The sequence below is a fragment of the Paenibacillus sp. FSL M7-0420 genome (assembly GCF_038002345.1).
In the GTDB taxonomy this organism is placed as follows: Bacteria; Bacillota; Bacilli; order Paenibacillales; family Paenibacillaceae; genus Paenibacillus_AQ.
This window is the reverse complement of record NZ_JBBOCJ010000001.1, coordinates 4,407,677-4,421,064: the sequence shown is the minus strand read 5'-3', so window position 1 is coordinate 4,421,064 and position 13,388 is coordinate 4,407,677. Positions and strand designations below refer to the sequence as shown.

Genomic DNA, 13,388 nt, shown 5'->3' with positions numbered 1-13,388 from the left:
CCCATATTCATCTGAGGGGGTTAATCAAATGAACAAGAAATTGACATATGCAGGGATCGCTGCGCTGCTGCTTCTCGTAATTTCGGGCTGCGGCGATAAACCTACTGCTGCACCGGCCGATGCGTCCGGTCAGGATTCAACCTCGGTATCCAGCGGCGCTGAAGGAAACAATGCCGGGAATGACAGTCCCGCTAGTCCTGCTAGTTCCACTGCCACACCGGCAGCTACAAGCACGCCTGAGCCTGCAGCAACGGTCACTCCGGCAGCTACGGAGGCACCGGCAGTGCCTGAGAAGCAGAGCCTTAAGATCAAGACGTATTATACAGACCTGCAACAGAACGACTTGGTTCCTGCTGATGTCTCCATCACCTTCAAGGATGCGGTGGAGAAATATACGGAAGCCTTCAAAACACTCCAGAAGAGCGATAATGCTGACCAGATTCCGCTGTGGAACAAGATTGAACTGAAATCACTTGAGTTCTCCAATGGACAGATTGTGATGGATATTCATAAGCCGGACGAGGCACAGCTTGGCGCAGGCGGCGAGGCTCTGGCAATCGGGGCATTGTCCCAGATGTTCTTCCAGTTCGATGAAGTGAAGAATATCGATGTGCTGGTAGACGGAGAACAGGTGGAGAGTCTGATGGGGCATGTGGATCTTGTACATCCCATCACCCGCGAGAACAACGGATTGTAGCATTAGGCAGGAATAAGCCGGATGGCTAACGAAATTAACAACATAGAAATCCAGATAAGCCATAGAGAGGGGAATATCGAATTGTCCGGTCCAAAACGATTAAAGCGTACGGTTCAATCTTATTCTGTAAAAGCGGTATCTGCCGTTCTGGCCGGTGCGATGGTGCTTGGCGGGGCAGGGGCTGCCTTTGCCGACAACGCTTCAACCGGGGCAACCGTTGCTGCAGCGGCTTCGCAGACGGCTGCAACTGGTTCAGGGATCTTCAGTGATGTCAAGACGGGGTTCTGGGCCGAAAAGCATATTTATAAGCTGGCAACCCAGGGAATTGTGGTCGGCAATAACGGCCTGTTCCGTCCTGGCGATTCTGTGACCCAGCAGGAAGCGGTGCTGATGGCGCTGCGCTTCATGAAGCTGCAGGGAAATGTGAATACCAGTACCGAAGTTGCGCTGCCTAATGATTTTGTGGTTACGAACTATTATAAGCCATATGTAATCCTGGCCTTCCAGCAAGGACTGCTGGACAAGACCACGGAGATGGCTGCAGATAATCTAAAAAGCTCGTGGGGCGAGCGAAAGGCCAGCCGTGAATGGGTTGCTGAGCTGCTGATCCGTGCGCTTGGCCAGAGTGCATCCGCTTCTGCGGCTGCGGGCCGGCCGACAGGCTTTGCCGATGATGCCAAGGTGTCCGCGAACAAACGCGGCTATATTAACACAGCGGTGGAGCTGGGACTGGCTAACGGGCTGACCGGCAACCGCTTCGATCCGCAAGGCGCTGTGACCCGTGCACAGCTGGCTACCTTCTTCAGCCGTGCTGAAGCGCATAACAGCCTGGAATACGACAATACGTTCAAAGGAACAATAAGTGCTCTCAAGGACGGCAAGCTGGGATTGTACACTAACGGCAATACGCTGGAATTCACTCTGAATGCCAATACTGCCTACTACACCAGTGCCTCCGAGAATCGCATCACATTGAACGAGATCCAGCCCTATACCAAAGTAACTGTAATTGGAGCCACCTATAGCGCAGCATATGTGGAGCTGACAGACCCGGCAGTTCAGATTGAGCAGGCGGAAGGTGTGTTCACCAAGCATACGCCGGGTATCATCTGGGTCGATTCCGCGAACGGATATGATCAATATCCCTACGATTCAGGCACGGCCTTCCTGGATGTGAATGGAGCCGTTATTCAGCCTGCTTCGATCACCGCCGGCAGCAAGCTTACGCTGCTGCGTGAAACCTTCACCGGCTCCCGCAAGGTTGTGAAGGTGCAGGTCACTTCCGGTATTGTGAACAAGACGGCTAAAGGCACGGTTCAAAGCGTTGACACTGCTGCCAAGAGCATTACATTCAAGAATGCCGACGGCACAGTAGAAACCTTCAAATGGGAAGAAGGGACTACGCTGTTCAGCTCCCAGAGCTCTATTATTCAGCCCGCAGAGCTGAAAGCCGGTGCTGCTGTCTCGTATACCATCAAGGATAATGCGATCCGTTCTGTGGAAGTAACCTCGGGAGTGGAGCGCATAGTGAAGGGCTTCATCTATGAGCTGACAGATTCAACGATTGTCTATCAGAAGAGCGATGGCACCCGTGAGGTTAATCTGCTTGCTACTAATCCGGCCATTGTGATTCCGAATGCTGTAAGTCCGGTGATGGCTGACCTGATTGCTGACAAAACAGGCGGAGACAATGTGCAGCTTACGCTGAACAGCAATGATCAGGTGACCAAGATTGAGGTGCTCAGCCGCCAGATTGAACAGTACGCGGCTGCTACCGTTGTAGATTATAACGCCAAGACCCAGTACCTGACCTTCACGGACAATAACGGCAAGGCTCATGTGGTCAAAATGGACGAGAAAACAAAGATGTCGTACGGCGGCCTGCTTACCACCTCGCTGACCACCATGGGGTCCAGACTGGTTGAGAACCGCAAGATTGATGTGACCTCCATTAATGAGCGTGCAATGTCTGTTGAATTGACGACCAAATATTCCGGCACTCTGACGGCTATCAATACTTCGGCCAGAACGATTGTGTTCAAGCTGGGCAATGGACAATTGCTGACGATGTCTTATCCGCAGGCCATTGAAATGTTTGGCAAAAGCGGGGCAGTCATCACCGATGTTCCGCTCAATGTGCCGGTAACGGCAGTGCTTGCCAGCAATCAGGAGCTCATCTCCGTGCTGCGGGTGAACGGCTCGTCCCAGTTCGAGATTGCTACCATCAATGCGGGCACTAACAAAATGACCGTGAAGCTTGAGGGTGGCAGCAACAGCAGCGAGCTGAACCTGGTGAATGTGCCGCTTACCAACGAAGCAGGCCAGAAGATCGCGCTGACTGAGCTGAAGGCCGGAGATTTCGTGAATCTCAGCTTCGACGGTTCCACACCGCTGTCCCTGCAGTCGGTGAAACAGGTTGCCGGACAGGTAACGGCAGTGGATGCCGCAGCAGGTACGTTCACCGTGAAGGATTATACGGGAGCCTCCCAGCCGTTCACTGCGGGCAGCGGAGTGAGAATCCTCCGGGACGGTGTTGCAACGAACGCCCTGAGCGGACTTACCACAGCAGACCGGGTATTGGTGCGTAAGGATGCCGGCGGTGTAGTGATCATCTCCGTGTTCAGTCAGTTGAACCGGACGTTCGCCCGTTATGAGAGCGCAACGAATGAAATATTGACCAAACGCGCCACGCTGACTGATAATTATACGTTTGGGCTTGCCCCAAATGTATATATTCATCAAGGTGACACGACTTTATCCGTGCAATCTCTCAAAGAAAATGATAATATTATAATGTATTTCAACAACGGCAAGGTTGTAGAAATTGTGAAACAATAATCGTTTTGGTGATTTTCCGTGTGAAACACCGTCTTGATCCTTGGTTTAGCCTTGGATCAAGGCGTTTTTTTTGAAATATAAGGGCAGCAGGGTGTTCGCTTGAACGCTATGAAAGTATACGATATAATGTATCTTTGCTTATATTTCTTCAGATTTGAGAAGATATGCTGTAAGAGAACTTACAGTCATACCTGCTCCGTGGAGGGGACGCTATGAAAGCTGCAGAGGTCCGCCACATCCTGGACACTATCGGAGGCATGTTCCCTGATGCACATTGTGAGCTGAATCACAGCAACGCTTTTGAGCTTACTATAGCCGTGCTGCTCTCAGCCCAATGTACGGATGCAACAGTGAACAAGGTGACCGAGGACCTGTTTCAGAAGTACAAGGCTCCGATCGACTATATCTCAGTGCCGCTGGAAGAGCTGGAGCTGGATATCCGGCGGATTGGTCTATTCCGCAACAAGGCCAAGCATATTCAGAACCTCTGCGCAATCCTGATTGAGCAGTACGGGGGTGAAGTGCCGCAGGCCCATGATTTGCTGGTAACCCTGCCTGGTGTCGGACGCAAGACTGCCAATGTGGTCGTCTCCAATGCGTTTGGCGTTCCGGCGATTGCCGTGGATACTCATGTGGAACGGGTAGCCAAACGGCTCGCACTTGCGGGCTGGAAAGATTCCGTGCTGGAAGTGGAGAAGAAGCTGATGAAGGCGGTGCCGCGTGACGAATGGACGCTGACGCACCACCGGCTGATCTTTTTCGGGCGATATCACTGTAAGGCTCAGAATCCCGGGTGCCAGATCTGCCCGCTGCTGGATGTATGCCGGGAGGGCAAAAAACGTATGAAAACTGCTGTAATCAGGAAAGCTAAGGATCATACGAAAGCTAACCAAGAATTAGAGAAGAAGAGGATGGGATAGAGATGAAGTGCATTTCTGTATATACTGATAATTTTGAAGCGTTCTCTGATATTTTTGACCGCGTTGTGGACAGCCCGATGGAAGAGAACGAAGAGCAGGAAGTGGAAGGCATCACAATCAGCCATTCCGGCGATGTGCCTGAGTTCTACCTGGAGCGTATGTCCGCGAAGCCAGAGGTTGTCGTAATGAAAGACAAATCCCGTGGCCTGACCATTCTGCAGCACGGCAAAGTCTTTGAAATCCTGCTTCCGGTGCTGGAAACAGCTTAATTCGGTTGGAGTTGATTAGAGAGGTTGTCCCATAGCCATGATATGGCTGCCGGGGCAGCCTCTTTTTTGAAAGATATGAATTTATATGTTTTGGGGTCCCCGCAAAGTATCTGAGTCATCACCTACGCTAAAGCCCCACTTTGTGGGGTTATTTTGTGCTTATAGATAAGCGAGGGAATGCAATGCAATCTGCAAAGTGTAGTTTTTCGTGAAGGATTATAGCTGATTTTGTAAATGTGGACATTTGATTTGTGACGATCTGATGATAAAATATAATTGTTCTATTCTTGCAGTGAGATAAATCATACAAATGTAATAATAATGAAAGTAGCTATAGATTGCAGCGGAGGCGGGGATGTTGTGGGAGCAGAACGGGAAAGAGTGAAGCAGGTTACAGCGGGGTCATCAGCGCTTAGGCTGCTTGAGGAGCGGCTGAGGCAATGGGGAGAACAGAAGAGTGCGCAGATCGTAGCGGATCTAAAGGTCAAGGAGCAGGCGGATGAGCTGACACTCGCATTCTGCGGACATTTCTCGGCGGGGAAGTCGAGCATGATTAACAAGCTCTGCGGTAAGGCCGTGCTGCCTTCGGGTCCGGTTCCAACCAGCGCCAATATTGTATCGATCCGCAGCGGAGCGCCGCAGGTGCTGCTTCATCCGGTGGACGGAAGCACCGGAGGGAATCCCGGGGTAATCCAGACTACGCCTGACCGGCTTCAGGATTACTGCCGCCAGGGGACTGAATATTCAGCGATAGAGGTGTGGGAGGATGTCCCGGTGCTTGGGAATCACGGGGTGCTGATGGATACTCCCGGCGTAGATTCGACAGATGAGGGGCATCAGGCGGCGACCCGCTCGGCGCTGCATCTGGCGGATGCCGTGTTCTACGTGATGGATTACAATCATGTGCAGTCGGAGAATAATCTGGCGTTTGCCAAAAGCCTTAGCGACTGGGGCAAGCCGCTGTACCTGATCATTAATCAGATCGACAAGCACAGGGAGCAGGAAATTCCGCTGGTGGAATACCAGCAGCAAGTGGAAAGCGCTTTCCGGGAATGGGGGATTCATTCTGCGGGACTGTTGTTCACTTCGCTTAAGGTGGAGGAGCATCCGCTGAATCAGTGGAAGGATCTGCTGGCGGTGATCTCCGGTCTGCTGGAGCAGCGGCAGGAGCTGCTGGAGTACAGCTTGTCCCGCTCCATGCATCATACTGCGGATGCTGTTCTGGCGGATTATCGTGAGCAGCAGGAGGAGGAGCGGGCGGCGCTGCTGGAAGAGACAGGCGGTTCAGCGGCGGAAGCTGTGGAAGCAGAGATCCGGGCAACGATGCAGGAGGAAGCATCGCTGGAGGAGCTGCCTGAAGAGGCGCGGCTTGAGCTGCGCAGCAGACTGGATGCCTTGCTCGGCAACACGAATCTGATGCCGGCTGATCTGCGGGACGCGGCGGGCGCATACATCGAGAGCCTCCAGCCAGGCTTCCGGCGCGGCCTGTTCTTCACCGCTGCGAAGCGGGAGAAGGAGCAGGGAGCGCGGCTGCTGCACTGGCACAGCCTTCAGCAGAGAGAGATCACTGCCCAGCTGGAGTGGCACACTCTCCAGCTGGTGCGCGAATGGGCGGAAGGCCTGGAGCTGTGGCAGGAGGAGGCAGAGCCTCTGCTGAAGCAGGCCTTCCCGGCGGTGAGCCAGCAGTGGCTGGCGGATCAGGTGAAGCCGGGTACCGGGGCTTCGGGCGAGGCGTTGCTTAATTTCTGCCGCACGCTTGCGGCAGAGCTTAAGGCGCAGTTCCGCCGCGCGGTCCTGGCCTTCGGCGAGCCGCTGCTGGCTGCGCTGCCGCCGCTGGTGGAGGAGCGGCGCGCGGAGCTCACGCGCCGCCGGGCGGCCCTGCAGCGGCAGGCGCACGCCCACGCCGCGCTGGCCGCCCTGGACCGCGCGGCTGCCGCCCGCGCGGACGCCCTTGCGGCGCTGCTGCCGCCGCGCCGCCCCCTCACCCCCGGCGCGCTGCCGGGGGTGCCGCCCTGGCGGCTGGCGCGCTCAGCGCCGCCAGCCCGGAACCGCCGCCGCGCGTGGCAGCGGCGGCAAGCCCTAACGCCGCCCCGGCCTGGGCGGCGGGTACGGCAACGCCGGCGGGCGGGCGCCGCCGGCTGACGCAGGCCGCAGCGGCGCTGCACGCGGCGGCCGGGGTGCTGCGGAGCGAGCCGGCCATGGCCTCGGCTGCGCGCAGCCTGGCGGCGCGGGCGGAGGATCTCGCCGGCGGCCGCTTTACGATGGCGCTGTTCGGAGCGTTCAGCGCCGGCAAATCCTCCTTCGCCAACGCCCTGCTGGGCGAAGAGGTGCTGCCCGTGTCGCCGCATCCGGCAACGGCTGCCGTCGGGCGGATTCTGGCGCCGGAGGGCAGCTTCGCCCACGGGACGGCGGCCATTACCATGAAGCGGGCGGAGGAGGTCTGGGAGGACATCCTCCATTCCTTCAGCGTGCTGCAGCTGGCACCGCCGCAGCACGAGTCGTGGACCGCAGCCGTGGCCCGGCTGCAGACCGGCGGGCTCCATCCGTCCGCGCTGCCGCATGCCGGCTTCCTGCGGGCAGCTGCCGCCGGATGGGAGGAATCCCGTCCGCTGCTCGGAACAGAGCGGACGGTCAGTCTGGCGGAATACCGCAGTCTGGTCGCAGACGAGAAGCGCGCTTGCTTTGTGCAGAGCACGGATCTGTATTATGACAGCCCGCTGACACGGAGCGGCATTGTATTAGTAGACACGCCAGGAGCGGATTCCTTGCATGCCCGGCACACCGGTGTAACCTTCGGTTACATGAAGAATGCCGATGCTATCTGCTTCGTGACCTACTATAACCACGCCTTCTCCAAGGCTGACCGCAGCCTGCTTGCCCAGCTGGGTAGAATCAAGGACAGCTTCGCGCTTGACAAAATGTTCTTCATCATCAACGCCGCAGACCTCGCAGCGGACGAGGCTGAGCTTGAAGAGGTGAAGCAGCATGTGGCGCAAAATCTGCGGGCCGGAGGCCTGACCTCGCCGCGGATCTACAGCGTGTCCAGCCTGCTTGCGCTGGAGGGCAAATCAAGCCGAGCGGTGGAGGCCTATGAGGCCTCCCGGTTTGGCAGCTTTGAAGCCGCCCTCTCCGCATTTGCCGGTGAGGAGCTGCCGGGATTGTCCCTGGCAGCGGCCAAGGACAGCCTAAGCTCGGTGCGTGGGCGCGCCGAAGAATGGCAACGGCTGGCGCTGATGGAGGCAGACCAGCAGGAGGAGGGAATGAAGCAGTTCCGGCAGCGCCGGGAAGCGGCGAATCTGCGGCTGTCCGCACTTGCTAAGGAAGACCGCCCGCTCAGGGACCTGCGCCGTGAAGGTGCGGAGCTGCTCTATCATGTCCGGCAGCGGATTGCCTTTTCCTTCGGGCGTTCCTTCCAGGAGTCCTTCCATCCCTCTATTCTCCGGGAAGACGGAGGGAACCTGAAGGACATTTTCATCGCCTGCGGGCGGGAGCTGGAGCGCAGTATTCTGCGTGAACTGGAACAGGAGCTGTGGGCAACGACCCTGCGTCTGGAGTCGGCAGGGCGCAGATTCGTGACCCAGGCGGCTACAGCGGCTGCAGCCGAGCTGTCCATCCCGGATCAGGAGCTTCAGCTGCTGGAGAATCCGGATGAGCGCTGGCCGGCACCGGCGAAGCTGGACTGCGTTCTGGCTCCGCTGGACTGGGCCGGACTGTGGAGCCGCTTCAAATCTCCGCGCCACTTCTTTGAGGGACCGGGCCGGGCAGAGATCCGCGCGGCTGCCGAGCCGTGGTTCAAAGAAGCGGTGGCTGCGGCGGCGCAAGGACAGGAGGACTCTCTGTTGACATTCTATACCGAGGCAGCGGCAGCCGCCTTATCCCAGGCCGCAGATCAGCTGCGTGAAGGCCTGTCCGAACAGGAGGCAGCCATGTCGGCACTGCTGAAGGGAGGTGATGGTGCGGAGCATTGGGGCCGGATCGCCGAAGAATTACGGCTTCAGGAGCAGGCCTTCGCCGTTGTATAGGAACCTATAGTTTCCTCCTGTTGTGGCCAAGGTGTGCTAAATTTGTGATTAGGAGTTTTTTGAATGATGCATAGATTGACTTTGTGGCTGAAGACTCGCCGTGAGGAGCAGGAGTGTATCTGATCTCACCTAAAGGCGGAATGTATGTGAAAAACAGCATATATTGTGTTCTCAAGCAGGCGTGTGGCCCGAATGTATGTGAAAAACAGCATACATTGTGCTCTCAAGCAGGCGCGTGGCCCAAATGTATGTGAAAAACAGCATACATTGTGCTCTCAAACAGGCGCGTGGCCCGAATGTATGTGAAAAACAGCATACATTGTGCCGGAGCGTAGGTAATCCTATTCATCCGTTAGGATGAATTTGTTCAATGCACTTGATAACATATCCTTGTATTTCTCAATGAAATGGTGCCGCCCCCTAAAAGGGATAGTAAAACCGTTTTCACTTGTCTGTTGAACAGCCATCTGTGAAGTTTGTAGGAAAATGTCGAAGAACGCTTGCAATCTGGTGGATGATGGATGAAAATAAAGAAGACTGAAAATTTACAATCAAACTGCGACATTTTACAGAAACAGAGAAGTCAGCAGACAAATTTGCGAAAAGAGGTTGGAGTCGACAATGTGGGGAGCTCCTTTATCAGCCCGGAGTAAAAAGCTGCTGCTGCTCGGCAGCGGTGAACTGGGTAAGGAAGTCATTATCGAAGCTCAGCGCCTTGGCGTAGAGACCGTAGCTGTGGATCGTTATGAAGCGGCACCTGCGATGGGCGTCGCCCACCGCTCTTATGTACTGGACATGCTGGATGCAGAGGCACTGAAGCAGCTTATCCGTGCAGAGAAGCCCGATTTGATTGTACCGGAGATTGAAGCCATTGCTACCGGTGCGCTGGTGGAGCTGGAGGAAGAAGGATTCCTGGTTGTTCCTACTGCCCGTGCGGCACGGCTGACCATGGACCGCGAAGGCATCCGCCGTCTGGCGGCAGAAGAGCTGGGCTTGCCTACAGCGGCTTACCGGTTCGCTGACAGTCTGGATGAACTGCGTCAAGCCGTGCAGGAGCTGGGAACACCTTGTGTGATTAAGCCGATTATGAGCTCGTCCGGCAAAGGCCAGAGTGTGTGCAGAACACCTGAGGATGCGGAAGGCTGCTGGAATACGGCGCTTGAGGGCGCTCGTGCGAAGGGAACACGCGTCATCGTGGAGGCTTTTGTTACGTTTGAGAGCGAGATCACACTGCTTACCGTCCGTTCGGTTAGCGGAACCGTATTCTGTCCGCCGATCGGCCACATTCAGCAGGATGGGGATTATGTAGAGTCCTGGCAACCGCATCAGATGAGCGGGGCGCAGCTGGAAGAGGCTGAGGCCATCGCCCGGAAGGTTACCGATCAGCTTGGCGGTTATGGAATTTTTGGTGTGGAGCTGTTTCTCACCGCGGATGGGGTTCTGTTCAGTGAAGTGTCCCCCCGGCCGCATGACACAGGTATGGTTACAATGATTACGCAGGATTTGTCGGAATTTGCTCTGCATGTCAGAGCCATTCTTGGATTTCCGCTGGAAGCGGTACGTTTGTTGACACCGGGAGCTTCGGCCACCCTGAAGACTGATGGAGCCGGACAAGCTTTTGCGGTGACCGGGATTGAAGAGGCGCTGGCCCTTCCCCGCACGCAGGTCCGGATATTCGGCAAGCCGGAGATCCGCCCAGGACGGCGGATGGCAGTAACACTCAGTTCAGCGGAAGATATTGAAATCGCGCGGATGACGGCCAAGCAGGCTGCGTCTAAGCTACAAGTGGAGGTATACAAGGATGAACAGTAGTACTCAGGAGCAGGTACTGCAAATTCGCAAATGCGGCATGAATGATCTGGAGAGAGTGACAGCCCTTTTGCGTGAATTCGGCTATCCGACAACGCTTAGCGTGATGAAAGAGAGAATGGAAGGCATGGAGCATGATCCGTTCCACTGCACACTGGTCGCAGAGCTCAATAACGAAGTTGTGGGAATGATCGGTTTACGGCAGGTGAAGTCCTACTACAAGCATGCCGATTGTATTACGGAGATTACCGCGCTGATCGTAGCAGAGGAGCTTAGAGGACAAGGCCTTGGCAAAAGACTCGTAGCTGCAGCGGAAGAATGGGCACGCCATCAAGGCTGCTGCCAGCTGTTCCTGCGGAGCGGCAACCGCGTTGAACGTGCACCTGCACATGCGTTTTACCGCCATATCGGCTTTGAAAAGACAACAGGCTACCGCTTCAACAAAGCCCTGCTATAATCCTATACGTGTACCGAACATCCCCATCCCGGCGTAATCGGGATGGTTTTTTTTGGTTGAAGGAAATAAGGTGCACTAATACCCCTGAATCCGCCGAACAAGTGCCCGCCGTGGTCCCTCTGGTAGAGCATCAGACCTAAAGAAGTTAATTCAGTTCAACTATGCAGTGCTTTATGGCGTGTAGTTCCAAGTAGACATTCAGGGCTAGTTGCAGAATGTACACTTAAAAACAGCGAAAAACAAGGCTTGCCTCTTCTAGCTGTAATCTGTACAACTAAATCTGCCCCAACGGGTGGAAACCAGGGAAAGCGGGGATTTTAAGTGTACGAAATACAGCTAAACGTCTACTGGGGAGCAAACCAGACGTTTTAGTTGTACAAAATACAATTAAGCTCATCGCCTATGAGTGGGTACGGTACTCGGGCGCTGCAACAAACGGTTTTCACTAATTTAAATCTGATGCTGTACTAGCTCCGCTGGCCCCTACTCTTCCCTCTCACTATTCTTATTTCCCAATAATCTTCTATTCGTATTTCCCAATACTCTTCGAATGCAAACAATATTTCCTTGCATAATATGTAGGCAGCCTATATAGTAAATTACCCTGCGTATGAGCTTAACCGGGAACGGGCTGCGGCCTTTTTAATATAACCATAGATCGGGCCATTTGAATCAGCTATTATAGTTCTGTGAACCTCCATATCCTATGCCGAAGAGGGATGAAGCATGTACAAACTAATACTCGCCGAAGACGAGGAAGATGTAAGAGAAGGCATTATCGCCCAGATTGACTGGGAGCAGTACGGCTTCGAGGTCGTGGAGCAGGCTGAGAACGGGCGGGAGGCGGCGGATGCGATCGACCGGCTGCTGCCGGATGTGGTCGTTACCGATATCCAGATGCCCTTCATGAATGGCCTGCAGCTGGCGGAATGGATACGCAGCCGCCATCCGAATACGAAGATTATCATTCTGACCGGCTATGATGAATTCGAATATGCCCAGAAGGCGATTAAGCTGCAGATTGATGAATATATCCTGAAGCCATTTTCGTCCCAGGAGCTGATTGATGTTCTGCTGAAGGTTCGCGCCACGATCGAGACCGAGATTGCCGAGAAGGAGAATGTGTTCGTGCTGAGCGAGCATTACCGCAAGAGCCTGCCGCTTCTGCGCGAGCAGTTCCTCTCTACCTTGGTGTCCCGCCGCCTGCGTTCCGCAGAGATTGCTGAGAAAAGCACAGAGTACGGCATCCCCCTCACCGGTGAATGCTTCCAGTCCTCTGTGATCAGTATCGATTATATCCGCCCGGACCATTCTTCCGCCGTTCAAGCTCAGCGGCCCGTGTCCCTGCGTGATACCGGCGACCGTAATCTCCAGCTCTATGCTGTGCTGAACATCGCGGAGGAGATCTGCCAGAAGCATGGCTTCGGCAAGGTATTCATCCACCGGGATGATGTTGTGCTGCTCTCGGTCAGCCAGAGCCCGGAGGAGAGCGACATCACCGCCAGAACCTTCGCCATTCTCGAAGAGATCTGCCAGAATGTGCAGCGCTTCCTCAAGCTTACCGTAACCGCCGGGGCCGGAACCGTCTGCAAGGCACCGTCCATGCTGTTCCATTCCTTCGGGGATGCGCTGCAAGCGCTTGATTACCGGCTGATCCTCGGCAACAACCGGGTCATCTGGATTGAGGATGTGGAATCGCGGTCCAGCCGGATGCTGGACTATGATGAGCTGACCCAGCAGTCGCTGATCCGTACGATCAAGCTGGGCACCGTCCAGGAGCTGCGCGAAGTCGTGGACGAGCTGTTCCGGGGACTGGATACGGAGCAGGTCTCGGCGCAGGATTATCAGATTTTCCTGCTGGAGATCATCACCTCCATTCTGCGGGTGGCGAAGGAATCCGGGAGCGGAACGAATGATTTTATCGGACCCGGCCTGACTTCGCTAAGCGATATGAACAAATTCAACAACCTGGAAGAAGCCCGGCAGTGGATTATTACCGTATGCAGCCGGCTGATGGATTCCATTGCTTCGGAGCGCCAGTCGAGCTACAAGCAGCTCATAGACCAGGCTAAGGAATATATCCGCAGCCACTATGAAGAATCCGATATGTCCATCGGCAGGGTGTGCCAGCAGCTGCATATCAGCACAGGCTATTTCAGCAGCATTTTCAAAAAAGAAATGAAGATGACCTTCGTCAGCTATCTGCTGCAGATCCGGCTGGAGGCCGCAAAGGAACTGCTGCGTTCCACCGAGCTGAAGGCGTTCGAGATCGCCGAGCGGATCGGCTTTGCCGACCCGAACTATTTCAGCTTCTGCTTCCGCAAGAAATACGGACAATCTCCCAAAGAGTATAAGAACAGCGCGCGGGGAGAATAG

9 protein-coding genes are annotated in these 13,388 nt (G+C 55.2%); all 9 read left to right on the top strand.

Going from position 1 to position 13,388, the window contains the following annotated elements; genetic code table 11:
* Positions 1–28: 28 nt before the first annotated feature.
* Complete coding sequence (locus tag MKX51_RS18915; protein ID WP_340939751.1) at positions 29–697, top strand: GerMN domain-containing protein; 669 nt, start codon at positions 29–31, stop codon at positions 695–697.
* A 21-nt stretch (positions 698–718) separates the two neighbouring features.
* On the top strand, positions 719–3,535 hold the full coding sequence (locus MKX51_RS18910; RefSeq protein ID WP_340993464.1) for an S-layer homology domain-containing protein: 2,817 nt from the start codon (positions 719–721) through the stop codon (positions 3,533–3,535).
* A gap of 212 nt (positions 3,536–3,747) precedes the next feature.
* The gene (gene nth, locus MKX51_RS18905; RefSeq protein ID WP_036697993.1) at positions 3,748–4,455 is read left to right on the top strand and encodes an endonuclease III; all 708 of its coding nucleotides are present in this window, start codon (positions 3,748–3,750) and stop codon (positions 4,453–4,455) included.
* Between the two features lie 2 nt (positions 4,456–4,457).
* Complete coding sequence (locus MKX51_RS18900; RefSeq protein ID WP_036697991.1) at positions 4,458–4,724, top strand: hypothetical protein; 267 nt, start codon at positions 4,458–4,460, stop codon at positions 4,722–4,724.
* A gap of 360 nt (positions 4,725–5,084) precedes the next feature.
* Positions 5,085–6,866 (top strand): dynamin family protein, encoded by a 1,782-nt coding sequence (locus MKX51_RS18895; protein WP_340993463.1) that lies wholly within the window; start codon positions 5,085–5,087, stop codon positions 6,864–6,866.
* Positions 6,785–8,746, top strand: coding sequence for a dynamin family protein (locus tag MKX51_RS18890; RefSeq protein ID WP_340993462.1), 1,962 nt, complete (start codon positions 6,785–6,787; stop codon positions 8,744–8,746). Before MKX51_RS18895 ends, MKX51_RS18890 begins: the two co-directional genes overlap by 82 nt.
* Before the next feature lie 621 nt (positions 8,747–9,367).
* Positions 9,368–10,558 (top strand): formate-dependent phosphoribosylglycinamide formyltransferase, encoded by a 1,191-nt coding sequence (gene purT / locus MKX51_RS18885; RefSeq protein WP_340944495.1) that lies wholly within the window; start codon positions 9,368–9,370, stop codon positions 10,556–10,558.
* Positions 10,548–11,012: a GNAT family N-acetyltransferase gene (locus MKX51_RS18880; RefSeq protein WP_076079220.1), complete on the top strand. Its 465-nt coding sequence runs from the start codon at positions 10,548–10,550 to the stop codon at positions 11,010–11,012. Before purT ends, MKX51_RS18880 begins: the two co-directional genes overlap by 11 nt.
* Positions 11,013–11,738: 726 nt before the next feature.
* Positions 11,739–13,388 carry a response regulator gene (locus MKX51_RS18875; protein ID WP_340993461.1) on the top strand — a complete coding sequence of 550 codons (1,650 nt, stop codon included), beginning with the start codon at positions 11,739–11,741 and terminating at the stop codon, positions 13,386–13,388.

Excerpts from the sequence above, each read along its gene's own strand:
- nth (WP_036697993.1), top strand. The coding sequence starts at position 3,748 with ATGAAAGCTGCAGAGGTCCGCCACATCCTGGACACTATCGGAGGCATG.
- MKX51_RS18900 (WP_036697991.1), top strand. The coding sequence starts at position 4,458 with ATGAAGTGCATTTCTGTATATACTGATAATTTTGAAGCGTTCTCTGAT.
- MKX51_RS18915 (WP_340939751.1), top strand. The coding sequence starts at position 29 with ATGAACAAGAAATTGACATATGCAGGGATCGCTGCGCTGCTGCTTCTC.
- purT (WP_340944495.1), top strand. The coding sequence starts at position 9,368 with ATGTGGGGAGCTCCTTTATCAGCCCGGAGTAAAAAGCTGCTGCTGCTC.
- MKX51_RS18875 (WP_340993461.1), top strand. The coding sequence starts at position 11,739 with ATGTACAAACTAATACTCGCCGAAGACGAGGAAGATGTAAGAGAAGGC.
- MKX51_RS18880 (WP_076079220.1), top strand. The coding sequence starts at position 10,548 with ATGAACAGTAGTACTCAGGAGCAGGTACTGCAAATTCGCAAATGCGGC.
- MKX51_RS18910 (WP_340993464.1), top strand. The coding sequence starts at position 719 with ATGGCTAACGAAATTAACAACATAGAAATCCAGATAAGCCATAGAGAG.